This is a genomic window from Cerasibacillus sp. JNUCC 74 (genome assembly GCF_053667775.1).
Genome location: NZ_CM132207.1, coordinates 3,548,148 through 3,571,782 on the forward strand (window position 1 = coordinate 3,548,148; position 23,635 = coordinate 3,571,782).

At 35.5% G+C, this 23,635-nt stretch carries 21 protein-coding genes; 7 read left to right on the forward strand and 14 right to left on the reverse strand.

The features are described from left to right. Positions 1-124: 124 nt before the first annotated feature. From JNUCC74_RS15810 to JNUCC74_RS15820, 3 genes are all read right to left on the reverse strand, one after another. Positions 125-1,567 (reverse strand): PH domain-containing protein, encoded by a 1,443-nt coding sequence (locus JNUCC74_RS15810; RefSeq protein WP_454066075.1) that lies wholly within the window; start codon positions 1,565-1,567, stop codon positions 125-127. Beyond that, positions 1,557-2,030 carry a PH domain-containing protein gene (locus JNUCC74_RS15815; RefSeq protein WP_454066076.1) on the reverse strand — a complete coding sequence of 158 codons (474 nt, stop codon included), beginning with the start codon at positions 2,028-2,030 and terminating at the stop codon, positions 1,557-1,559. The genes JNUCC74_RS15810 and JNUCC74_RS15815 overlap by 11 nt, the downstream gene beginning before the upstream one ends. Positions 2,031-3,121: 1,091 nt before the next feature. Then, a complete protein-coding gene (locus tag JNUCC74_RS15820; RefSeq protein WP_454066077.1) occupies positions 3,122-4,600 on the reverse strand; it encodes a DEAD/DEAH box helicase in 1,479 nt (492 codons plus the stop codon). A gap of 576 nt (positions 4,601-5,176) precedes the next feature. Here JNUCC74_RS15820 and JNUCC74_RS15825 point away from each other — a divergent pair. Together JNUCC74_RS15825 and JNUCC74_RS15830 are read left to right on the forward strand one after the other, a co-directional pair. After that, positions 5,177-6,091 carry a DMT family transporter gene (locus JNUCC74_RS15825; protein WP_454066078.1) on the forward strand — a complete coding sequence of 305 codons (915 nt, stop codon included), beginning with the start codon at positions 5,177-5,179 and terminating at the stop codon, positions 6,089-6,091. Between the two features lie 22 nt (positions 6,092-6,113). Next, a complete protein-coding gene (locus JNUCC74_RS15830) occupies positions 6,114-6,974 on the forward strand; it encodes a DegV family protein (protein WP_454066079.1) in 861 nt (286 codons plus the stop codon). Positions 6,975-7,298: 324 nt separating this feature from the next. On the opposite strand, the gene JNUCC74_RS15835 is transcribed toward JNUCC74_RS15830, so the two are convergent. The 6 genes from JNUCC74_RS15835 to JNUCC74_RS15860 form a co-directional block, all read right to left on the reverse strand. Next, positions 7,299-7,997, reverse strand: coding sequence for an alpha/beta hydrolase (locus JNUCC74_RS15835; RefSeq protein WP_454066080.1), 699 nt, complete (start codon positions 7,995-7,997; stop codon positions 7,299-7,301). Positions 7,998-8,249: 252 nt separating this feature from the next. After that, positions 8,250-8,657 carry a hypothetical protein gene (locus tag JNUCC74_RS15840; RefSeq protein ID WP_454066081.1) on the reverse strand — a complete coding sequence of 136 codons (408 nt, stop codon included), beginning with the start codon at positions 8,655-8,657 and terminating at the stop codon, positions 8,250-8,252. A 59-nt stretch (positions 8,658-8,716) separates the two neighbouring features. Next, positions 8,717-9,016 (reverse strand): glutaredoxin domain-containing protein, encoded by a 300-nt coding sequence (locus JNUCC74_RS15845; protein WP_454066082.1) that lies wholly within the window; start codon positions 9,014-9,016, stop codon positions 8,717-8,719. Positions 9,017-9,719: 703 nt separating this feature from the next. Continuing rightward, positions 9,720-10,202 (reverse strand): MarR family winged helix-turn-helix transcriptional regulator, encoded by a 483-nt coding sequence (locus JNUCC74_RS15850; protein ID WP_454066083.1) that lies wholly within the window; start codon positions 10,200-10,202, stop codon positions 9,720-9,722. Positions 10,203-10,282: 80 nt separating this feature from the next. Beyond that, positions 10,283-11,713: a hypothetical protein gene (locus tag JNUCC74_RS15855; RefSeq protein ID WP_454066084.1), complete on the reverse strand. Its 1,431-nt coding sequence runs from the start codon at positions 11,711-11,713 to the stop codon at positions 10,283-10,285. Continuing rightward, complete coding sequence (locus tag JNUCC74_RS15860; protein ID WP_454066085.1) at positions 11,710-12,405, reverse strand: ABC transporter ATP-binding protein; 696 nt, start codon at positions 12,403-12,405, stop codon at positions 11,710-11,712. The genes JNUCC74_RS15855 and JNUCC74_RS15860 overlap by 4 nt, the downstream gene beginning before the upstream one ends. Positions 12,406-13,130: 725 nt before the next feature. Between JNUCC74_RS15860 and phnD the strand changes: the two genes are divergently transcribed. The 5 genes from phnD to JNUCC74_RS15885 all read left to right on the forward strand — a co-directional run bounded on the left by phnD (position 13,131) and on the right by JNUCC74_RS15885 (position 18,387). After that, positions 13,131-14,066: a phosphate/phosphite/phosphonate ABC transporter substrate-binding protein gene (phnD, locus tag JNUCC74_RS15865; RefSeq protein WP_454066086.1), complete on the forward strand. Its 936-nt coding sequence runs from the start codon at positions 13,131-13,133 to the stop codon at positions 14,064-14,066. Positions 14,067-14,193: 127 nt separating this feature from the next. Beyond that, the gene (phnC, locus tag JNUCC74_RS15870; protein WP_077318386.1) at positions 14,194-14,970 is read left to right on the forward strand and encodes a phosphonate ABC transporter ATP-binding protein; all 777 of its coding nucleotides are present in this window, start codon (positions 14,194-14,196) and stop codon (positions 14,968-14,970) included. Continuing rightward, entirely contained in the window at positions 14,967-15,782 is an 816-nt protein-coding gene (phnE, locus tag JNUCC74_RS15875; protein WP_454066087.1) for a phosphonate ABC transporter, permease protein PhnE, read from the forward strand. Before phnC ends, phnE (JNUCC74_RS15875) begins: the two co-directional genes overlap by 4 nt. Further along, positions 15,782-16,582: a phosphonate ABC transporter, permease protein PhnE gene (phnE, locus tag JNUCC74_RS15880; protein WP_454066088.1), complete on the forward strand. Its 801-nt coding sequence runs from the start codon at positions 15,782-15,784 to the stop codon at positions 16,580-16,582. Before phnE (JNUCC74_RS15875) ends, phnE (JNUCC74_RS15880) begins: the two co-directional genes overlap by 1 nt. A gap of 224 nt (positions 16,583-16,806) precedes the next feature. Further along, positions 16,807-18,387, forward strand: a complete 1,581-nt coding sequence (locus JNUCC74_RS15885) for a bifunctional metallophosphatase/5'-nucleotidase (RefSeq protein WP_454066089.1) — start codon at positions 16,807-16,809, stop codon at positions 18,385-18,387. 404 nt (positions 18,388-18,791) lie between these two features. Here the strand turns inward: JNUCC74_RS15885 and JNUCC74_RS15890 are convergent, their stop codons facing one another. The 5 genes from JNUCC74_RS15890 to JNUCC74_RS15910 all read right to left on the reverse strand — a co-directional run bounded on the left by JNUCC74_RS15890 (position 18,792) and on the right by JNUCC74_RS15910 (position 23,562). Then, entirely contained in the window at positions 18,792-19,346 is a 555-nt protein-coding gene (locus JNUCC74_RS15890; protein WP_454066090.1) for a PepSY domain-containing protein, read from the reverse strand. Between the two features lie 243 nt (positions 19,347-19,589). Further along, on the reverse strand, positions 19,590-20,195 hold the full coding sequence (locus JNUCC74_RS15895; RefSeq protein ID WP_454066091.1) for a PepSY domain-containing protein: 606 nt from the start codon (positions 20,193-20,195) through the stop codon (positions 19,590-19,592). Positions 20,196-20,332: 137 nt separating this feature from the next. Beyond that, positions 20,333-21,697 (reverse strand): HAMP domain-containing sensor histidine kinase, encoded by a 1,365-nt coding sequence (locus JNUCC74_RS15900; protein ID WP_454066092.1) that lies wholly within the window; start codon positions 21,695-21,697, stop codon positions 20,333-20,335. Further along, the gene (locus JNUCC74_RS15905) at positions 21,694-22,392 is read right to left on the reverse strand and encodes a response regulator transcription factor (protein WP_454066093.1); all 699 of its coding nucleotides are present in this window, start codon (positions 22,390-22,392) and stop codon (positions 21,694-21,696) included. The genes JNUCC74_RS15900 and JNUCC74_RS15905 overlap by 4 nt, the downstream gene beginning before the upstream one ends. 603 nt (positions 22,393-22,995) lie before the next feature. Beyond that, positions 22,996-23,562, reverse strand: a complete 567-nt coding sequence (locus JNUCC74_RS15910; protein WP_454066094.1) for a GNAT family N-acetyltransferase — start codon at positions 23,560-23,562, stop codon at positions 22,996-22,998. Positions 23,563-23,635: the final 73 nt, after the last annotated feature.

Consider the following 23,635-nt stretch of genomic DNA (forward strand, 5'->3'; position numbering starts at 1 on the left):
ATCCATGAAAAGTGGAAGCCTTGGATGGTCCGTTAAATTATAAGTTACAATCTTTAAATACTTCAAGGTTAAAATCCAATTTTAGTAACTTACAAACGTTAAACATCACAATCATAATTCTTCGTTACATTTTTGAGGAAGACCGTTTTCGATAGGAATACCAGGATGCTATGTGATCCACATCTCTTTCCTCTAAATCTTTAATTTTATAATGACTACCTAAGCTATAATTTCCAAGAATAGATGCTTCGATGTTTGCTAAATGCTGTTTTCGATGGATGATATGCTGTTGTTTTCCCATAGTTTGAATTCGTTTGTGAAAAATAATCAACGTCTGTTTATACCATTTTCGATATGTAAGTATTATCCGCTCCTTTTCCAGCAGAAATCCCGCATCACGATAGCGTAAATAACCAAACCAGATCCCTACTGCCAATAATATAAGAGCTGTCCAGCTAAAGGTTGGTAAAAAGATAAGAATAGCTATACTAATTAAAACCATAGGTACACAAGCTCGTAATAAATAATATTTTAATGCCCGATTAGGAAGTGTTTGGATTTGTCCTTTTGGTAATGTATAGGCAGGTAAAAGGCTTGATAATAATTCCTCGACTTCTTTCTTTTTCAACAGCGGATACAGCACAAAAGCTCCTCCACTATCCTCAACATTGCCAGCCACCTCAGCAAAAATGGTAGCATAGCCAAATGGCTGTCGGAAAATACTTTCTTCCATTCCAATTGCCTGAATTCGCTTTAAAGGTATCGTTGTTTGTTTTTTTTCGAATAAGCCGCGAGTGATAAATAATTCATTTTCATGCCTTTCAATTCTAAAGTTCCAAAATTTAATCATCGTACCAGCGATTCCAAGTAACCAAAGAATCAATAAGATGCTGCTTATAACGATGATTAAAAGAAGTACACTTAGACTTATAATCCAGTTAAGCGTATCATCGTAAACATGTTTTGGAATAAATTGCTCTACTTCAGAAAAGAAAAAAGCGATAATAGCTAAAAGGAAACCGATACTACCAGAAGTTGTTCCGGCAATAAATAAGCGTTTATTGGAAATTTGATGAAATGGTACTTGAGTTTCGACATCCTGTTGTTTTAAAGCAGCAGTTTTAGAATATCCTTTTAATTCTTTATGCAACCGCTCTGCTTCTGTTAGTTTTACAGCCGTTAACGAAGCCTCTGCTTCTTTTCCTGATCCAGCTGTTTCAATTTGTACCCTTGCCAGCTTAAAAATTCGATGGAGAACATTAACTGTTAGATCAATCGATTGTATTCTCCCTTTAGATATATATCTTTTTTTGCGAACAAATATTCCCCACTCCATTTGTAGCTCGTCATCTGTTACAACATAGGTAAAACGAAGCCAAAAAATAATACTAAATGCGGTAAAAATAACGAGTAGTAACGCGATGCCACTAACGACATATAAAAAGTAATCTTTCGAAAACGAAATAAATGAAACAATAATTGGTATAATAACCTCGCGATATGAAAATAAATGAATGACTTTAAAGATAATCACAGCAGGATGCATACGTCTTGGTTTATACATCATCGTCTTCCGTCCTCGCTAACTCAGAAATATGATCTCTTAAAATCGAAGCATCTTCCTCGTTTAATGCTGGTATTTCATGTACTGTTGCTGCCGTTGAAATCGTTACACTTGCCAAGCCATACCGCTTTAGTATTGGACCTTGTTTCGTATCCACATGCTGAACCCGCGCCATCGGAACGAGCGTTCTAGAGACAATTAATATACCATGCTGTACATATATTTCTTGATCAAACAACTCATACCGCCAGCGTCTCCAGCGAAGTTTAGGGACCACAAACGTACATATATATCCTAGTAGAACAGTCACTACTAGAGCTAACCCGTTATACCACGAAAAAAAATCAAAGAGAAAACTAACAATCAGTTCACCTACTACAATTATAATTGCAAAATAAATTGCTGACGTTATTTTCCACACCTTAATCGCATCTTTAGCTATTTCATGCTTAGGAGGTTGTCTCATTGTTTCACCCTTTCTTTTGATTTTGTTCGCCTTTACGCCAATATAGTTATAAGTCTTGTTCAAAAAGGAGCTAAAAAAGAGAGGTGACGTAGCTTCGACTGGATATACAGCAAGAAACCAGCACTAAAGAAAGTTTGGCGTACAGGAGACTGCCTAATTGTACTACTTTGAACAATTTAAAGTGAAATCCTAATGTCGTCAAGAATAATAACAGATGCTTAACGCAATATGTTTTTTTACATACGAGTAAAAATTTTGGTTACGTTGGACTAACTTCTATGAAAAGATTTTATACTTTCAAACGAAAATTGAAATTCGAAGTGTTATTTTTATCGAACCATCCCCCCTTTTTAAGCTAGCAGGAATCACCTTTGAAATAAGCCATTAATGTCCTTACCTACAAATATCTGAACTAACACTCAGGCTCAATTATGTATATGACCTAAACCAAACTAGTTTCAGTTTAAGTTATTTTGTTGCCAAAATCCACTAACCTTGTGAGCCATTTCTCTTTTAAGTTGTCATTTAAGCAGGCTTTTCAAATTAGAGAAATACGGCCCCCCCTTACATTCGGAATAAAGAAAAACATGCCCTAAAATCGAGGAATGTCGACACCTAAGCGGCAAGCCGCCTTTAATCGGCCTTCCTTTAGATTCAAGCCGGTGTTGACTCATCCTAAGCGGAAGAGCGAAGTTTGCTACAGCTCAAGTACATAAGCTAGCTCGTTTGCAAAAAGATATCCATCATGTAGAAACTACTATTGTTTCTTAGATTAGAAAAACTTGGCTTATCGCCAAGTCTTTATGGCGAAAGCTGTAGTTTTTCTTATGCGATAAAGTGAAACTTCATTCAGTAGGAGTTTTCTTCCCTCTCCTACTGAAGGTTAGTACCACAAGGGTATGACCTAAAGGCCCTTGAACCAATCGGGTATTTAGGTGCCGTTTTCTCCCACTTTGACCCTTTGTATCGACTAAAGGCTCTTGAAGCAGGAGTCTTACGGCACCTTACATGCGGGATAAAGCCTAAAGTTTAATACTTTCCTATAGTACAACGAAAAAAAGCTTCTTTTTTTGAAAGAAGCTTTTTTCATATTAGTAATCTCTGTTTCTTCGTTTTTGAAAATTACCCTTCCGATTACGGCCACCCTGATTGCGTCCGCTTTGGCCACCACGTCCACTCTGACTGCGTTTACCATAAAAACGCTTGTTATTCGACCTGCGATTATCCTTTATGCTCTTTGCTTTCTTCACGCTTACTGGTGCTACAGAAGAAATTTTAACTGGAGTATCCTTCCGTTCTTTCGTGAGCAACTTCAATGCTGCAGCAATAACGCTAATGGAATCATGATCTTCTAATAATTGATTAGCTGCTTGGTGGTAATCTTTCAAGTCCTTTGTTTCAACCGTTTCAATTATTTTACTTACTGTTACTTGCTGTTGTCCTTTTTGCGCATCATGGTATGTCGGTGGAGCCATCCGTTTCATTTTACTTTTCGTTACTTTTTCAATCAATTGTAAATGTGCCATTTCTCTTGGAGTAATAAACGAAATAGCCTCACCCGTACGTCCTGCACGCCCAGTTCGTCCAATTCGATGAACATAGCTTTCTGGATCCTGTGGTATGTCGAAATTATAAACATGCGTAACACCAGAAATATCCAAACCTCTTGCAGCAACATCTGTTGCGACTAACACATCAATTCGACCATGTTTAAACTTATTGAGAACGGACATCCGTTTTCCTTGTGTTAAATCGCCATGGATTCCTTCTGCTCGATAGCCTCTAGCCTGTAAGCCTTCCGTAATTTCATCAACACGTTTTTTCGTACGGCTAAATACAATTGCGAGATCAGGAGAATGGATATCTAAATGGTTATTTAACGTATCAAATTTATATTTTTCCGGTATCTCGATAAAATATTGGTCAATATTCTCTACGGTCATTTCTTTGGCTTTGATTTTTATTTCTTTTGGGTTTTTCATTAAATTTGTAGCAATATCGCGTATTTCTTTAGGCATAGTTGCTGAGAAAAGTAAGGTTTGACGTTCTTCTGGTATTTGTTTTAGAATATCGCGAATATCATCAATAAACCCCATATTTAACATTTCATCTGCTTCATCTAAAACAGCAATACGAATATAATCTGTGCGTATTGTTCTTCTGCGCATATGATCCAGCAATCTTCCTGGTGTTGCTACAACAATTTGTGGACCGTCTTTTAATGCACGGATTTGCCGTTCCATATGTTGACCGCCATACACTGCAAACGCACGAATACCTTTAAATTTTCCAAGACGGTTTAGCTCTTCAGCTACCTGTATAGCAAGCTCTCTGGTAGGAGCTACTACTAAACCTTGAATTTTACGTAGTTTTGCATTTAATTTTTCTATCATTGGTATTCCGAATGCGGCTGTCTTTCCTGTACCTGTCTGAGCCTGTCCAATCATATCATTGCCCTCAAGCGCAAGTGGAATGGTCTCCGCTTGAATTGGGGTGGCTTCTTCAAATCCCATTTTTTCCAATGCCTTCATTATCGGATTGGAGATGCCTAATTCTTTAAATGTTGTCACCTATTCCTCTACTCCTTTTTTTGTAAAAAATTTTATTATAACAAGAGGCCTTGGACGCTTCTATATACTTTAGTTCTTAATATAGTTCCCAAAAATGCAGTCGTATCATACTAAATGTAATTATTTAAAGAGGTTGTTCAAAAAGTTAAGGAAATGACACATGTAGTTTCTTCGTTAGTCTGTTTCTGACGGCTTGTTTATCATTCTCTTCGCCAAAACTTCACCTTGAACTTCTCAGGTCTTTTTACACCTTTTTGACCACAAGGGAATATAAATAAAGCGTATTTCTAAATTCATGTTTTTCCGAGGTTATTCAAAAGAAGGGGAAAGACAAAAAAAATCTTAGTTCCTCTTTGAACACGCACTTATCATAGAATGTGTTTTTTACTTCCTAAAGTACAAAAAGGCTTCACCGAATGGTAAGAGGCCTCACGTGAACTCATGCAAAGAATATCATAACATATTTTTTATAATGATACTAATTAGATAAATGATTTTTTATTCTAACCGTGGTAAAATATATTAGATATGTACTACTTATTTATATAGAATACAAATAAGATAAGGAGGTTTTGAATGCGCCTTCCTCCATTTAATCCATATATTGCAGTAACCATCGGAGTCATATCTGTCTCTACTTCAGCCATTTTTGTAAAGTTAGCAGACCAAGCACCGGCTGCAATTATTGCCAATTACCGGCTTTTATTAGCTGTGCTGTTAATGGCTCCGATTATTTTGAGGAAATACCGTCATGAAATAAAACAAATAAATCGAAAAGATTGGATCTTTTCCATTTTTGCAGGCGTTTTTTTAGCCTTTCACTTTATATTATGGTTTGAATCGTTAAATTACACCTCGGTAGCAAGCTCAGTTGTTTTAGTAACGCTTCAACCTATTTTTGCTTTTTTGGGAACCTATTTTTTCTTTAAGGAACGTTTTTCATATGGTGCAATTATTAGTATGCTTATTGCGCTAATTGGGAGTATTATTATCAGCTGGGGAGACTTTCAGATTAGTGGAACAGCCTTGTTTGGCGATATATTGGCATTACTTGGAGCTGTAACGGTAACGGCATATTTTTTGCTTGGACAACAAGTTAGAAGAAATTTGTCTATCATGACCTATACCTTTGTTGTATATGGTATAAGTTCCATTACATTAATTATGTATAACCTCATGCTGGGCAATTCATTTATCGGTTATCCAGCTGACCACTGGTGGATATTTCTAGCTTTAGCTATTTTCCCAACTTTTTTAGGCCATACCCTGTTTAATTGGGCACTAAAATGGTTGAGTACTTCAACGATTTCCATGGCAATTGTATTCGAGCCCGTAGGCGCCTCCATTCTGGCCTATTTTATCTTGAACGAAAAGATCACAGCATTCCAATTACTAGGTGGTACGATCGTGTTATTTGGGCTATTTTTATTTATCCTCAGTACTAATCGTAAGTCAACCTTAACGATTTCCAAAAAAGAACAACATGATTAAATTACACGAAATGGGTGAGCATATGAACATTCAATTAATGACAGATGGCGGAGCTGATATTCCAGAGCGTCTAGCACGTAAAGCTGATATTATTCAAGTGCCGCTTTATTTACATTTTAGTGATAAGCAATACAGAGCTGGGGTGGATATGGATCTTCCTTCTTTTTATAAGAAAATAGAAGAAACGAAGGAATTGCCGAGATCCTCTGCACCTAGCCCACATGATTTTTATGAAGCGTATAAACAAGTGGATAAACAAGCGCCGATTTTAATGCTCAGCTTAACAAAAGGGTTAAGCAGTACGTATGAAAATGCAGTTACTGGGATGAATATGCTATTAGAGGAAGAACCAGAGCGAACCATTGCTGTAATCAATACAAAGACGGCATCATGTGGAATTGCACTCTTACTTCATGAAGCAATAACAAAAATAGAAGAAAACTATACATTCATTGAATTAGTTGAGCATATACAAAAACGAGCAGATCAAACCGCCACTTTATTTGTACTAAAAACATTGGAGAATTTAATTCAAGGAGGGCGACTGGATCGAGTAAAAGGAAAAATCGCTAAGACATTAAACATCAAATTACTAATGCGTGCAAGTGAAGACGGGGAAATTGAAGTTACGGAAAAGGTTAGAGGAGACAAAAGATCAATCCGACGGTTTATCGAGCAAATTGGTGAATATACAAAGAGCTTTGAAGATAAAGTTATCTCCTTATCCCATTGTAATGCAGAAGAACGCGCTAAAAATGTGCTGTCTGAAATACGCAGCAAATACCCGTTTAAAGATGCCTATATCATGGACACAGGTCCATTAATTTCCACATACGGCGGAAAAGGTGCCCTAGTTATTTCATTTTTTAAACATAATAAATAAGTGAAGTGAGAATTGTTTCTGCTAGCGGCTTAAAGAAATGGACCTTACAGTGATTCATCCGATGTTATCCCTTGTTTTTTGTAGGATTCTAATCTAACGTATAAGTTTGGCCACAATATTTTAGCGTAAACTGATGGATACTGAATGCGCTTCTTACAACCATACATAGAAGAAATTTAGGGAGAAAGCAAGCTTATAATCCCATCCATCCCTATGCTTTTTTAAAAGAGTCTGACTATTTCAGACTCTTTTTTTATACTATAGGAAAGTATAATAAGAAAAACGATAGCTTTCGCCAAAGACTTGGCGATAAGCCAAGTTTTTCTAATGTTTGTTTTGTTTAGTAAGGAAAGAATATACCATTTGATTAAGTGTATCCTTATCCTCTCCTAAACAAATTAAATGCTTCGATCGCTCAAAAAATACGACCTCTTTTTCCTCTGATGTAATTTCATTATTTAGGTAATAAGCTGTTTTGTAAGGAACCATCCCATCCTGCTGACCTTGAGCTATAAGTACAGGTGATTGAATTTTATTTAAATAACGTCTGGTAAACCTAACCAATTTTAAAAATTCGATGTTAGCCCGAAATGGTACAGCACCAAGCTTTTTTTTATAATGAATGTACAGTTTGTTTTTTTTCAGGTCTCCTTTTATCGCATCCTTAATAACTGTTCCAATATCTAAACCTATTTGTTTAAACGATAAATATTTACCTGATGTAGCTAAAAGGACCAACTTTTCTACATGATGCATGGCAGCGAGGTATGCTGCAATCATGCCACCCATGGAAAAACCAATCAAATAGACTGTCTTATATGTTTTTTTTAATTGCAATAATGTTTGTTCCGCTGCTTCCAACCATTCATCATGGGATACATCTTCTAAATTTAACCTCCTCCCATGACCAGGTAAGGTTGGTACAGCTATATGCCAATCTGTATGCTCTTTAAAATAATTTGCCAAAGGCTCCACTTCATAAGGACCACCAGTATATCCATGGATAATTAAACAAGCTATCATCTCGATTCCTCTCTTTCTTGTCTATATTTGTTTACCCGTTCTGGCAAAAATTATGACAGCCTTTTACATATGCAACTATTTTTCCTTATTTTCCATAATTAGCATAATTTCTTGGCTAGAACTTCTAAGGTCTTTACCGTTTTACCTTGTCCATTCTTAAAAGAATCAAACCCATTAATTTATAGTCCTTTAAATCAACCTCCTCGTTTTCTTACGTATGAAAAAAGCTGATGAAAGGAAACATCAGCTTTTTCATCTGAATGTTTTTATTAACGAGCCGAACTGCTTAAAAATTGGGGAAACTTGGTGATACGTATTAGCTAATTGACCTACCGTAGATAACATCTTATCTAAATTTAATGCTTGCCCTGGACCAGGTGGTTGATTTGGCGGATAATTTGCTTGTGGATTTATATTTTGTTGTGCATTTTGTTGGGATGATTCTGATTTTATTCCTGGCCAATTCATTGGTTGTGGTGGCTTGGCGAAGTAATCATAAGGAGTTTGCTGATTTGCTTGTAGGCTTTGTTGCATATCCCCAAAGAAATCCATTTGCCCCGGATTATTTTCAAAATAAGGTGGATAAGGTATAGAAAAAGGATAATTTCGAAAACCATCATCGTTATGATTGACATAATCAAAATAAGGGCCATAATACATTTCCTACACACCTTCTTTATCTTTTCTTATAGCTTATGACTACTTCTTCATGTGTGTGATTACTTTGAATCATTTTTATAACCATCAAAGAATGAACTGTAATAGGATACGTGATTATCTAATAAGCCAAGGCTATACTTTATTTTGTTTTTTTGAAATCCAAGAATTGGTTCTTTCACGCCTTTAATAAATATTGCCGGTGTGCCGTATATACCTTTATCTTGTAACTCCTTCATATGATTAATTTCATTAATATTTTTTGTTTCATAAGGGATCTTCCACTTTTTTAAGTTTTGTATTACTTTTTCGCATTCCTTATTGTAGTCACTAATATAAACAAGTACTTCTGGTTCTTCCATTTTTTAACCCCCTTTCAACTGAATTGAACCAACAATTATATAATTACCCGGGACAAAATAACAAAAACGTTAGAAAAACTTGGCTTGTCGCCAAGTCTTTAGCGAAAGCTGTAGTTTTTCTTATACGATAAAGTGAAACTTCATTCCGTGGAATGCTTTTCACACGGAATGTTAGTACCACAAGGGTATGACCTAAAGGCCCTTGAACCAATCGGGCATTTAGGGGCCGTTTTCTCCCACTTTGACCCTTTGCACGAACTCAGGACTTGAAGTGGGAAACTTACGGCACCTTACATGCGGGATAAACCCTAAAATTTTATACTTTCCTGTAGTAAAAAAGGCCAAAGTCATGCCAAATTTCATCCTATTTGACACACTTTTGACGTATTTCTTTTGATCTATAAAAACTCCATATAGTGTAAAGTCTTAGCACAGATGGTTTTAGCCTGACCTTACCTATAACCCTTAATAAAATCGAATCAACGCACACAAGAAATTTTTCATTCTTATAGTGTAAGTAATTAGAGGCAGTCGAAAAACTAGTTAAGGACTTCTAAGTAGACAATATACCTTCTTCCCTTTTTTACTTATTGCTATTCCACATTTCTTAGAAAAACTTTCCTATAGTGCAAAAAAAAAGAGAGGAAAAATCCCCCTTTTTATTGAAACTCTTATAAATGGTTAAAACTAATGGTGAAGTAGCTTAGATGGAAGATTTTTTTACAGCTGATACATGCTGAATTGATTTTCCCAACTTACGTAATAAGTCAATTACCATTACCTTTTCCGTTTCGTTTAAACCGCTAGTAATTTTTTCAATTCGTGCCCAATGCCCGGGAAAGATATGATGAAGTAAATCAGCACCTTTATCAGTAATTTTTGCGAACGTAACACGACGGTCATGATGATTGGGAATTCGAACTAAATAACGCTTATTCTCTAATTTATTTACTACATACGTAATACTTCCACTTGTTAGTAGAATTTTTTCACCTATTGCTTTTAATGGCTGAGCACCTTTATGATAAAGCAATTCTAACACAGCAAAGTCAGTTAAATTAAGCCCCCTGCTTTGAATATCTGCTTCTACTTGTTCCATTAGACTACGATAAGCCTTCGATAAAACAACAAATAATTTAAGCGAATTATTTTCTTGTTTCTCTTTTAATAAACGATCGTAGTTCATCACATTTCCCCCTCATATATTATGTTTAGGCATTAATTTTCTCTCGAAAAACATAAAACCATGCCAATTCGAACCATTACTCAATCTCTCATTTTACCCTTCATTTGATACTTTTGATCTTGAGCTGGAGACTTACTTTCAATTAATTTGGAATAAAGTAGAAAAACAAATAGAAAAGAACTTATGGAAACAGCTGGATATATTCCACTGATAGCTATACAAATAACAGATAAATACCCCAGACTCTCTTCTAGCTGTGAAACGTATTTTTGTTTTTTTATCATCTGATTTGTTTTAATTATTTTTACATGCATTAAATAAGTATACGAAGTCAAAAACAGCAGTGCATGTAAAGGTATCCACCAAGTAGGATATAAAATATAAAAAATAATTATTGGAATAAATAAGAGCAGGATTCCAATATGTGCTAATTTGAGGAAACCTTTTTTATAGTCTTCAAGTGACCATGGTAGTATCTGTATCATATCATTACTAAACCGATCTAAGTAAAAGCTAGAAGCTATTGAAGTATACACATAAATGGTAACAGCTACGCCTACATAAAACAGCCATTTAGGTACAAATATAAAAACAGTCAGCAAGATAAAAAGCGAAGCAAGAGAACGAAAGATTAATTCATGTTGTTTCGTAACATACAATTTCCATAAACGATTATACATCTGTACCGTTGATTGAAACGGTTGCTTTTGTTTATAGCTATTTTGAAATATCGTATAGCTTTTAGGCCGCCTAAACTTAGTTTTTGAAGCGAATCCAGCCAGCTGCATTCGCCAAAGCGTAAAATCACTAATTTCCGTTACTTTTGACCAATTTATTCGCCAAAACAAACGTGGTATTAGAATGATATTTATGAAAACAATTGCTCCAATGATTGCAATTCCTACCCTTTCACTATTTACCAAAAAACCAATTCCACTGATTATAAGCATCGATAAAAACAGCCCTATTTTAACAGATAACCGCTGTTGAAATAACTTCCACTGAGGAATCGACATGAAAATATCAAAACTGAGAATCAAACCAACAAACATAAAAATAATTTTTGTATCAATAGGTGTTAAAAGGGCAGTAATTCCACCAATAAAGACGTAACTGAACAGCTTCTTTATCCACCTTTCCACCAATGTCAAAAACCAAATATTTCCTCTTTTGTAAGGTAGTAATGACAATTGATATTCAGCAGTGGAAAACAAGACACCTGGCTCACGAAAAGCATTGAACATATAACGAATCGGTAGAACAGCAATTAATAACCAAAACCCTTTTTGCGCATGTTCTTCTACAATTAAAAAGTAATCATTAAATTCTGCCATGATATCACCAAAGATAAACATGGCGGCAAACAAGTAAGCAAATAGTAATCCTGCATAAATAGCGGTTGTTTTATCCAGTAGCAGTTCTAAAGCCATTTTATTCAATTTTCGTTTCTTTTTAAACCGGTTTCTGCGAATGAATAAGAAACTCTTCAAAAGCGATGGACGCCGAATCATTTCTTAATTCTCCTATCTATCGTTGCAAATTGATTAATCGGTCCTTGACTGTGGATTTTCCCTTCTTTTAGCATAATAAAGGCATCAGCTATTCCCTTCATTCTCTCCAGCTGATGGCTAGTCACAAGAACGGTTGTTCCGCTTGCTATTTTCTCTTTCATCAACTGTTCGAAATAATCTACGGCATAAATATCTAACCCCATAAATGGTTCATCGATCAATAACAACGGTGTATCCGGTAAGAGCGCACAAATCGTTTGCACCTTTTGCCTCATTCCTTTGGACAACGATTCAGGATATTCGTCAAGCTTATCTACAAGCTCAAAGCCTTTTACCATTCGATCAATTCGTTCGTTCAATTCATTTTTTGCAATTTCATAGCTCATTCCATAGAGCTGAAAATGCTGCATAACTGTTAATTCTGTTAATAACATCGGTTCTTCAGGTAGGTACGAGAGTAATAGCTTAAACGTTATAAAATCGTCATCCTGATGGAAAGACTCGTTAATGATTATTTTCCCTTGAGCCTTTTTTATCATTCCCATTATTGTCTTAAGTAACGTTGATTTTCCAGCACCGTTATGCCCCACAAGTGCCGTAATAGTTCCTTGGGGCAATGAAAACGAGGCATGATCAATAAGTTTTTTTTGATCAATTTCTGTCGTTACTTCAATCACCTCTAATGCTTTCAATCTACTTCCCCTCTCTACAAAAAATACTAGATATGTATATATAATAGTACGTAAAATTACATAAAAAAGATTCATCTAACAACACTATCTCGGCTAAAAATAGCGTCGTTTTGTCTTTAAAAATGCTTTTGATAAAAAGACGGAGGTCAGCTAAGATCAAACAACCTGAGAAAATCACGTGTACCGCTGCCGACATTTTGTTATCCTTGAAAAAACCGAAATATGTCTCTGTCGCATCTTTTTTGCTCTGTCGACCCGAACCAACCGGGCATTTAGATGCCGTTGTCGTTATCTCAGCACTTTAGAACTCCTTTGTATTCTCTAGCAGGGGTCTTACGGTACCTTAAATGCGAAACAAAATTTTAATGATAAGATTTTCTCTGCCATAAACTGATTGTTAAGCTTGGCTAGGCTGGCTTTCTTGTTGTTATTTTCTGCTCAAATAGTAATCTTAACACTGCATAGCTGATATTTCTTTCACTGAAAGCGATTATTGTTTCCTATTTTGAAACATATCATACTTCCTGTCTTTTTAGGGGGTAATACCTTAGATTTATTACCTTAAAATTTTATTTAAAAAAACTTAACCGTTAGATCATTGATTTTTAGCGGTTTTATATTAAAGCAACATAAAAATTATAAAGTTGTTATAGAATTTTTAACTAAAATAGTATTTAATAAGAGAGAAACGCTTTTTAAATTATATCTTTTCTAGGAGGGTCTACATGAAAAAGTGGTACAGCCTATTTATTATACTTTTTTTAGCTTTCTTACTGGCTTCCTGTGGAAGTTCTAATGATTCCAAGGAAGAAGACAAAGCAAGTGATGTCGATGAGCAAGCAGGAAAACCGGATCAATTAGTTATGGGATTTGTTCCTTCACAAGATTCTGACACAATCGCTGATACAGTAGAACCATTAGCAAAACGCTTAAGTAAAGAGTTAGATATAGAGGTAAAAGGAGAAGTAATGACCAATTACAATGCCCTAGTGGAAGCAATGGGTGCTAATCAGGTGCATATCGGTTTTATCCCGGCATTTGGTTATGTCCTTGCCAACGAACAGTATAACGTAGAAGTAATTCTTAAATCCATCAGACATGGTTCTGGTACATACAAAGCGCAATACGTTGTTCGTTCTGACTCTGATATTGAATCCTTAAAAGATTTAGAAGGGAAGGTATGGGCATACGCGGATAAAGGATCTACATCCGGTTACTTATTCCCTGCCTATCAAATGATGGAAGAATTCGGCTATGATTCTGGCACAGAATTAGAGAGTGACTTTTTCGCAAGTACTACTGCCACCGGTGCGCATGATAATGCAGCCATTTCTGTTTATGAAGGGGACGCTGATGTAGCTACAACTTTTGTTGATGCCCGTACAGAGCTGGAAGAAGAGTATCCTGATGTCATGAAAAAATTAAAAGTTATTGGCTACACAGACGAAATTCCTAACGATACCATATCTGTAACCAAAGATCTGGATGATGAATTAGTGAAAAAAATTAAAGAAACATTCCTTTCTTTTAATGACGATAAAGAAATGATTAAAATTATGAACAACGTGTATAATTGGGATGGCATCGATGAAGCAACGGACGAAGAATATCAAATCGTTAAAGATACGTACCAAAAATTCAAAGACGATATAGAGTTGTAAACAACAAACTTATTTAAAACAAAACATGATATATTTTTTAAAATCATTGTAAAAAGGGAGAGCTCAATCTGTCCCTTTTTTCCCAATTTTTAAACAATTTATTTCTATAATAGGGGGCTATACATATATGATTCAATTTAAAGATGTTGGGCTCGTCTATCCAAATGGGACAGAAGGGTTAAAAAATATTAATTTAACTATCAATGACGGTGAATTTGTCGTTATTGTCGGACTATCAGGTGCTGGAAAATCCACCTTAATTCGCAGTATTAATCGTCTTGTCACGCCGACAAGCGGGACATTATCCGTTGACAATGAAAATATTCTTCATTACCGAGGTAGAGAACTGCGAAAGTTGCGGACAAAAGTTGGTATGATTTTCCAAAACTATAACCTTGTTAACAGAACCAATGTGCTAAAAAATGTGTTGGCAGGCCGTTTAGGTCATACAGGTACATTACGTTCTATTTTAAATTTGTATAAAAAAGCAGATATCGCGTTGGCATATGAAAGCCTGAAGCGTGTAAATATAGGAGAAAAAATATACAATCGAGCTGATGAGCTAAGTGGCGGACAGCAGCAACGTGTCAGTATTGCCCGTGTACTTACCCAACAGCCAAAATATATTTTAGCGGATGAACCCGTTGCTTCACTGGATCCACCGACATCTCACCAAGTAATGACCTATTTAAAAAAAATAAATAAAGAAGACAACATCACAACGATTGTCAATCTCCATTTTATTGATATGGCGATGGAATATGCAGATCGGATCATTGGCATGCGAGCAGGTGAAATAGTATTTGACGGACCGGTGTCTAAAGTAACAGAAAAAACGTTCGAAGAGATCTACGGTCGAGCAATACGTGAAGATGACTTGCGTGGGGGAGCGAAAGAATCGTGATAAAACAAACCCATCATTCGCCGGCGGGAAAAGCACCATCTATATATCCAGTCAAAACAAAATTGCAAATTACCATTGTATTCTTTTTCGTACTCGGCTTTTATTTATTTAGTATGTACTGGACACAACAAGAGATGGTTGGTGACTTTGGTAATGCAGTAAGTAATATGTATGTCGTTATTGAAAAGTTTTTTCCACCTAATTTTGAAGTAATACCTAAAGTCTGGAAAGAGATGGCTCAAACTGTTCAAATGGCAATTATTGCAACTACATTAGCCGCGATTTTAACAGTGCCATTAGCTATTTTATCGGCACAAAATATTACAACCTTTAAGCCATTGTATGTCATTACTCGCACCTTTTTAAATATTTTACGTACCATTCCTGATTTAGTATTAGCAGTTGTATTTGTAGGTTTATTTGGTGTTGGGATTCTGCCAGGCATTTTAGCGTTGTTTATTTTTTCATTAGGCATTTTAGCAAAACTGATTAGTGAAACAATTGAAGCAGTTGATATGGATCCACTTGAAGCTATGCGCGCTTCAGGAGGAAATATTTTTCAGGTCATTTTTTATGGGCTTATCCCGCAAGTATTACCACAGTTTACATCATTTGTACTGTATGTATTTGAAATTAACGTGCGAGCTTCTGTTGTATTAGGACTCGTTGGTGCTGGTGGAATTGGTTTAATACTTGATCAACAGCTTGGTTTTTATAATTATCCAAATGCGATGGCAATCATTATTTTAATTTTTATTGTCGTCATTGTGATTGAATATATAAGTACTAAATTAAGGGAGGCATTGATTTAATGAGCTCTTATTCATTACCTCCAAAGCAACCAAAGTCTGTGTTTAAGAAAATAAAGTATATCCTCATCGCTTTAGCTTTAATTTCCATTTATATTTGGACGTTCTTAGGGATTGAAATTGACTGGGGGAGATCATTTGAACGGATGCTAAGTAATTTTGACCGTGTTATACCTAGACTATTTAGTCCGGATTGGTCAGCTACAGAAGAAGTTGCTTTAAAGATTTGGGAGACGGTGCTTATTGCCTTTGCTGGATCACTAATGGCAGCAATATTAGCTATTCCATTAGGCTTTCTAGCTGCAAAAAATATGACAGGCAGTAAAATCCTTGCTACCATTGGTAAATGGATTTTATCAGCAGTACGTGCATTCCCAGATATTATTCTTGCTATTTTATTTGTTGTAGCTGTTGGTCCCAATGCTTTTGCAGGTGTTCTGGCGATTGCAATTGGCTCAACTGGAATGCTGGGTAAGCTTTATTCAGAAGCCATTGAATCGATTGATATGAAAGTTATTGAAGCAATCGAAGCAAATGGTGCAAACAAAATTCAAGTTCTTTTTTATGGCGTTATCCCACAAATTATTCCTGAGTTTTTATCCTATGCGATCTACCGCTTTGAAGTAGATATTAGGGCTTCATCCATTTTAGGTATTGTTGGTGCTGGCGGGATCGGTACAATGATTATTTTCGCTTCCAGTAACCGTAATTGGAACGAAATGGGATTAATTTTATTAGCTATTATTATCGTTGTCACCATCATTGACTTTATCTCTGCACGGATTCGGCGAAAAATTATCTAAAAAAAAGGGGCATCCGTGGTTTCATTCCACGGATGACTAACTTTGCTTCTTAACCAAGTAAAGTCGAGATTGCATTATACGGAAAACATTCAAAAAACTGGTAAAATGTTGACTTTTGACTTCATGATCTTTTTATCCTCTTTCCGAACATGTACTGACTCTATAAACATTTATGCGAAATCCACTTCTCTCGCTAAACTTCATAACGATAAGAAAGGATGCTTATGTTGAAAAACGATAATACAAAGCTGTTAATTTTATACACAAGTGATGTTCATGGTCATATAATGCCAATAAATTATGGAACAAAACAAGAAGCTGCTGGCGGCTTGGCAAGATTTAGTACTGTAGTAGAAGAGATTCGCAGTAAATCTGATCATGTCCTTGTTATTGACAATGGAGATCTGATTCAAGGCACACCATTGATGACCCATTATATAAAGCAACACAGTAACAAACCTAATCCTATGATAAAAGCAATGAATAGGATCAACGTTGATGCCGGAGTGATCGGGAATCACGAATTTAATTTTGGTCAACAAATTTTACAGGCGGCCATTGATCAGTCAAACTATCCATGGATTTCAGCTAATATTATTGATAAAAATACAAACAAGCCCAAATACGGACCACCTTATATTATTAAAATAATCAATAAAAGTATAAAAGTCGCTATTATTGGTCTGACTACCCATTACATACCCAATTGGGAGTCAAAAGAACATATTGCTGGTCTTCATTTTGCTGATGCCCTTACTACTGTAAAGGAATTAGTTCCTTTTGTTCGTAAAATGGAGCAACCTGATTTAGTAATCGTTGCTTATCACGGTGGGTTCGAGCGAGATATTGAAACTCACGAAGTAACAGAACCATTAACGGGTGAAAATCAAGGATACGAAATATGTCAGATTGATGGCATTGATATACTCCTCACTGGTCACCAACACCGGCAATTAACCGGTTATATTAATAATGTATTAGTTATCCAACCTGGAAATAATGGGATCGCCTATGGAGAGATTGAAGTAGTATTTGAAAACAGCAGAACGGGTTGGAAAGTGAGGGACAAGCAGGCTTCTGTTCAACTTTTATCGGATATACCACCTGACAAAGAAATATTATTAGAAACGGAAGAGATTGAACAGTCTACCCAAAAATGGCTTGATCAACCGGTTGGTTATATTAAGGGTGATATGACGATTGATGATCCTTTTCTTGCTAGAATAAAAAAACATCCATTTATTGAATTTATCCAAAAGGTACAAATGGAGGCAAGTGGTGTGGATATATCGGTTACGTCATTATTAAATAACAACTCCAAAGGCTTTAAGTCTACAGTTACTATGCGAGACGTTGTCGCTAACTATATGTATCCGAATACGCTCGTCGTTTTAGAGTTGCAAGGAAAAGACATGAAAGCAGCTCTAGAAAAAAGTGCAGCTTACTTTATGCTGGATGAAGAAGGAAACATTATGGTTAATCCTAGTTATGAGCAACCAAAACCCCAGCATTATAATTATGATATGTGGGAAGGAATTACCTACACCATAAATGTTGCAAAGCCAATTGGCGAACGAATCGAGAAATTGTGTTATCATGATCAACCAATTATAGAACATGAGCGCTATCATGTGGTATTAAATAACTATAGAGCAAGTGGTGGAGGAGATTACACCATGTTTCAAAATAAACCGATTGTTAAAGAAATTCAAAAAGATGCGGTTGAATTGATACGAGCGTATTTTGAAAAATATACAACCGTAGAAGCAACAGTAACGGAAAACTTTTCCGTCGTGGCTAAGTAAGAGACTGAACAAAAGCTTAAAGAGCTCGGTTTACTAGAAGCCGAGCGCTGAAGCTAGAAATGCTTGGTCAGTGACGTACAAACTGGAAGCTTCTGCAGAAATAATGTAAAACTTCATTCAAAAGATACTTTTCTACTTAAATGAGCAGATCACAATCACCGTTCGGCCGTTTTTCTCATCATGTTTGCAACATCATAAGCAACTTTTTTGAAATGAGAAAAATAAAGCCTAAAGTTTTATACTTTCCTATAGTACAAAAATAGGAGCCTTTTCTCTCATCTTCGCAAAATTATAAGCAATTTTTCAAATGAGAGAAATACGGCTCCTTTTTAAATACAAATTGTTCACTCGACAAAACTATGCCATCCCAAACTTCTTGGTTTTTTATACCCTTCTACACTAAATTAATCATCATATGCTTCCGTTTCAATATCTTGCTCTAAGATATCTCCTGTTTCTGCATTAATTTCAAAGTCTGCTTCTTTCTTGCCATTCCTTAACTCTACTTCATAAATTAACTGATTATCGTCTTTATCTAATTCAACACTTATAACATCACCGTCAAATTGCTTATTAGCAATTTTCTTAGCTTCTTCTACAGAAATAGAGTTCTTTTTATCCATATTTTCCAAAGCAACGTCATCATCGTGATCCTCTTTGGTTCTATCCTGTTTTATTTCTTTTTTACTTTCATGCAAAACTTCTCCTGTATCTCCATCTAATTTTAAATCATATTCGGTATTGCTATTTTGCACTTCGACTTCATATACCGCTTTGTTTTGATCTTTATCTAACTCAAACTCTGTAATGGTTCCGTCATATTGTTCCTGAACCATACTTCTTATTTTCTCACTATCAAGTTTTGGATTTACTTCATCAGCATTTGTATAGTAAACACCTGACCCTAATATAACCGCTCCTGCTACAACTCCAATAATAATACCTAGCTTTTTTTTCATTTTTCTTCACTCCTTGTTTGTTGTTATTTATATCATAACCATAGGGAATAAGAACACTGTGTGAATAAGATTAGAATTCAATGAGAAATAGAAGGATTTTCGGTAAGTATATTTAGAAATGTTGCTATACAGCTAGCATTAGTGTCGCTAACCTACTAATTGATGCGAAATTAATTCCACCTGTAAAAACGGAGATAATTTCCTAAAAAAGGAAAAAAACTTCTGGTCATTTTTCACCAGAAGCTAATCATCATCTTCTCTTTCAATTTTTGTAAATAAAATTTCGCCAGTAAAAGCATCAATCGTTATCTCTGCTTCATCTTCCCCATTAACAACTTTTACTTCATACACAAAACTACCTTCTTCCTCCTCTAGTTCAAAATCTTCAATCGTTCCTGCAAATTTTTCAAGGGCAACTTCCTTGGCTTGCTCCTCATGAACAACTACTTTACGTTCTTCAGAATTGCTTTTGTCTTTATCTTTAATCATATTATCTTTTTCTGTAGAATCTTGTACATCTTTCGGTTGATTATCTTGTTTTTTTTGATTATCCTTCTTTTTATCGGGAGTACTCCGTTCTCTTAAATTCATAACTTCTCCCGTTTTCTCATTTATTTTTATTTCGAAAATCTTTCCCTCATGATCGATAAGGGCATAATAATAGCCGCTTTTTTCATCCTTTTCCACATCACCTTTAATTTTACCAGGATACTGGTTTGAAATAATATTCTTAGCTTCTACTTTTGTTATTTCTGCGCTTGAAGATGTGGAACCAAAATAAAATACACTAAAACCAATTAAAGCTAAACCAATAATACATGCAAGGATAACTCCTGTTTTTTTATTCAATGTTCATCACCCCTTGCTTTTTTCTTATCATGTATGTGCAAAAGAAGAACTTCGAAGTGTTCGATTATACGGTGTTCTGTTTCAACTTATCCTCTTATAGCATACAATAGCTAGCTGAGAAGTAAATGTTAATGACATTAAAATTTGCTAAGAATTTCGATAGGAAGTGTAACGATAAACGTTGACCCCTCCCCCATCTTACTTTTCACCCTAATCTCACCTTGATGTTCTTTTACAATCGTCCTAGCTATTGCTAAGCCCAGTCCAGTTCCACCAGTATCCCGACTTCTCGCTTTATCCACCCGGTAAAAGCGTTCAAAAATACGATTCTGTTCTCGTTCTGGAATACCCGATCCGTAATCTCTTACGATGATGATAGCCTGCTTATTTTTTTCTGATAAACGAATCTCTACGCGATCGTTGCTATACTTTAAAGCATTATCAATCAATATATAGATAACTTGTTCCAACTGATCTTTATTTCCAGTAAGAATAATGGAACTTTCCGATTTATGAAATAGTACCTCTCTTCCGTACGCACCTTGAAAAGTCTTTACCGTTTCCTCTATTAAAGTAACAAGATCAACCTGTTCCATACTAGCAGCATGTTTATTTTTTGCTAATACGAGCATTTGCTCTACTAATTTACTCATGCGATCTGCTTCCGAGTCAATTGCTTCCATTGCTTCCTTAACAAGTTTTGGGTTGTCTATTCCTCTACGCTTTAGAAGCTGTGCATAGCTTTTTACAATTGAGATTGGTGTTTTTAATTCATGGGAAGCATCGGAAACAAAAATCTCCTGTTTTTCAAAGTTATCTTTTAAATAATCAATCATTTCATTAAATGTCATTTCCATTTCATATAATTCATCACGGGAACGGTTTTCTACATTAATTTTTTTCCAATTGCCCTTTTTCATATTTTCTTGCATCGTTTGAATTAACATTTTAATTGGATTTAATAAAAATCGACTCAATATATTTCCACCAAATATAATTGGAACTAATATAATTCCAGACGAGACAAGTAACACATAAAATAAAGTTGTCATCGTACTATCCAAGGTTGTTAACTGATTCGATACCTGAAGCGTAACTACTTCACCTGCATGTCTACCGGCCCCCCAAATAACTGGTTTATTTATAACTGCAACATTGGGCGCATCCTTTTGTTTGATAATTTGCTGTGTTTCTTTCGTGGAAAAATCTAATGGTACATCATACTTAACTGCCTGCCCACCAGAAATAAATACCTTGCCAGCTTGATTAACTACACGAATCATCCCTTGCTGTGGAGAGAAGGAGCGAAATAACTCTTTCGACGCGACATCAGGCTGTTTTTTAATCGTCTCAACTAATCTTTCCGTTTGATGTGCTAAATCCTCTAAGTAACCATCTGTAGAAATTTTATAAAACAACATGTAGATTGCTGTATTAATAATTAATATTACAATTAGCATAAACAAGCTGGAGTATAATTGGATTTTTGTCTTTAGCTTCATGTTTCCATATCCTTATCTTTTATTGTATAGCCTACTCCTCGAACCGTTTGAATATATGTCTGATCATAACCTTTATCTATTTTCTGTCGCAAATAACGGATGTAAACATCAACAACATTTGTATCTCCATAATAATCAAATCCCCAGACGTCTTCGATAAGCTGTTCTCTAGTTAACACGATATTTTTATTTTTTAATAGACAAACGAGTAAATCAAACTCTCGAGGTGTTAATTCAATCTGTTTTTCGTTGCGTTTTACTTCTCTGCTGCTGACATTCACATACAAATCACCGACTGTAAAAACATCCCCATTTTCTCGTTTACTAATCGGATTACGTAAGTGCACACGGATCCTGGCTAGTAACTCTTCAATTTGAAACGGCTTTGTTATATAATCATTTGCCCCTAAATCAAGACCACTAACTTTATCGTGTACTTGATCACGTGCTGTTAACAATAGAATTGGAGTTGTTTCATCGAATCTTCTAACCCTCCGTAGAACCTCCAATCCGCTTAATTTTGGTAACATAATATCAAGTAGCACGAGATCCCATTTTTTCTGTTCCATCTCCGCTAACGCGATTTTACCGTCTTCAGCTATTTCTGTCTCGTAATTTTCATATTCCAACTCTAACTGAAGTACTCTGCTTAATTTTTTTTCATCTTCCACAATCAATATTTTGGGTTTCTCCATGTTTACACCTGCTTTTTATATAGTGCTAACTCATTCATTTGCTGTATATTATTACCTAAGTTAGTATATTTTATCTTTTTTTCACCTGTTTCATTCTCTGCACTTATGGACTTGTGAAATAGTAGGCTACCTAAATGTCATAGGATATAGCGTGTTTACTTAAAAATATAATAGCAATTAGATTAGTTATCAAAGCAATAGCTGACGAACTGCTGGGATAAAATGAACCTTCACTCAGTAGGAGTTTTCTTCCATCTCCTACTGAATGTTAGTACCACAAGGGTATGACCTAAAGGCCCTTGAACGAATCGGGCATTTAGGTGCCGTTTTCTCCCGCTTATACCTTTTGTATCAACTCAAGGCTCTTGAAGTGGGAGTCTTACGGCACCTTACATGCGGGATAAAATCTATAGCTTCTAAAAACAAATTTACTTTACCGTCGATTATTGAAAAATAATAATGACGCAAATCATTACATTAAATAATAGTTCTTGTATTTGTAAAAAAGTATCTCTTTAAATTTAATAAAATGTTTTATAGATAATAGGTTTCAACCGTATTTTGGCTTATCTTAAACATAACAAATAATTGGAAAAAAGTCTGCTATCGTTGGATCTTAGCGTATATACATGTATTCCGCAGTTCATCCCCTTCTACTGATCTAGCGTCATTATAAAAAATGCCTTCTAATACAAACCCTAGCCTTTCTGGTATTGCCCTGCTACGATTATTTTGTTCATCACAACGTATCTCCACTCGATTTGCTTCTAGCTCTTGAAATGCAAAATCCGTCAATCCAGTTACCGCTTCGGACATAAAACCTTGCCCTTCGTATCTCGTATCAATCCAGTAACCTATTTCAAACTTTGGTACTTGCCAATTAATCCGATGCAGTCCAGTACAGCCGAGAAATGCTTTTGATTGCTTATGAAATATATGGAGGCGTAAATCTTCCCTTTGCAAAAATTGGATCTGCGCTTCACGAACATTTGCCTCTGTCTCTTCAAGCGTTTGCTCTTGCTTTGCAAACGGTAACCATTTTTTTAACTCTGGTCGACTTGCCTTAATTGCTTCATGAACAGCTTTTCCATCTCCGGGAAGTGGTAGACGAATCAGTAATCTTTCGGTATGAATTTCATGGGGGAACTCCTTTAAAACTGGATTTACCATCGCTCTCTTCCTTTCACGAATAATTTTTATCTATTATACTTAGTAATAAGAAAGATGAAAAGAGGTGCCATGC

Excerpts from the sequence above, each read along its gene's own strand:
- JNUCC74_RS15810 (WP_454066075.1), bottom strand. The coding sequence starts at position 1,567 with ATGATGTATAAACCAAGACGTATGCATCCTGCTGTGATTATCTTTAAA.
- JNUCC74_RS15815 (WP_454066076.1), bottom strand. The coding sequence starts at position 2,030 with ATGAGACAACCTCCTAAGCATGAAATAGCTAAAGATGCGATTAAGGTG.
- JNUCC74_RS15825 (WP_454066078.1), top strand. The coding sequence starts at position 5,177 with ATGCGCCTTCCTCCATTTAATCCATATATTGCAGTAACCATCGGAGTC.
- JNUCC74_RS15830 (WP_454066079.1), top strand. The coding sequence starts at position 6,114 with ATGAACATTCAATTAATGACAGATGGCGGAGCTGATATTCCAGAGCGT.
- JNUCC74_RS15835 (WP_454066080.1), bottom strand. The coding sequence starts at position 7,997 with ATGATAGCTTGTTTAATTATCCATGGATATACTGGTGGTCCTTATGAA.
- JNUCC74_RS15840 (WP_454066081.1), bottom strand. The coding sequence starts at position 8,657 with ATGTATTATGGCCCTTATTTTGATTATGTCAATCATAACGATGATGGT.
- JNUCC74_RS15845 (WP_454066082.1), bottom strand. The coding sequence starts at position 9,016 with ATGGAAGAACCAGAAGTACTTGTTTATATTAGTGACTACAATAAGGAA.
- JNUCC74_RS15850 (WP_454066083.1), bottom strand. The coding sequence starts at position 10,202 with ATGAACTACGATCGTTTATTAAAAGAGAAACAAGAAAATAATTCGCTT.
- JNUCC74_RS15855 (WP_454066084.1), bottom strand. The coding sequence starts at position 11,713 with ATGATTCGGCGTCCATCGCTTTTGAAGAGTTTCTTATTCATTCGCAGA.
- phnD (WP_454066086.1), top strand. The coding sequence starts at position 13,131 with ATGAAAAAGTGGTACAGCCTATTTATTATACTTTTTTTAGCTTTCTTA.
- phnC (WP_077318386.1), top strand. The coding sequence starts at position 14,194 with ATGATTCAATTTAAAGATGTTGGGCTCGTCTATCCAAATGGGACAGAA.
- phnE (WP_454066088.1), top strand. The coding sequence starts at position 15,782 with ATGAGCTCTTATTCATTACCTCCAAAGCAACCAAAGTCTGTGTTTAAG.
- JNUCC74_RS15885 (WP_454066089.1), top strand. The coding sequence starts at position 16,807 with ATGTTGAAAAACGATAATACAAAGCTGTTAATTTTATACACAAGTGAT.
- JNUCC74_RS15890 (WP_454066090.1), bottom strand. The coding sequence starts at position 19,346 with ATGAAAAAAAAGCTAGGTATTATTATTGGAGTTGTAGCAGGAGCGGTT.
- JNUCC74_RS15900 (WP_454066092.1), bottom strand. The coding sequence starts at position 21,697 with ATGAAGCTAAAGACAAAAATCCAATTATACTCCAGCTTGTTTATGCTA.
- JNUCC74_RS15905 (WP_454066093.1), bottom strand. The coding sequence starts at position 22,392 with ATGGAGAAACCCAAAATATTGATTGTGGAAGATGAAAAAAAATTAAGC.
- JNUCC74_RS15910 (WP_454066094.1), bottom strand. The coding sequence starts at position 23,562 with ATGGTAAATCCAGTTTTAAAGGAGTTCCCCCATGAAATTCATACCGAA.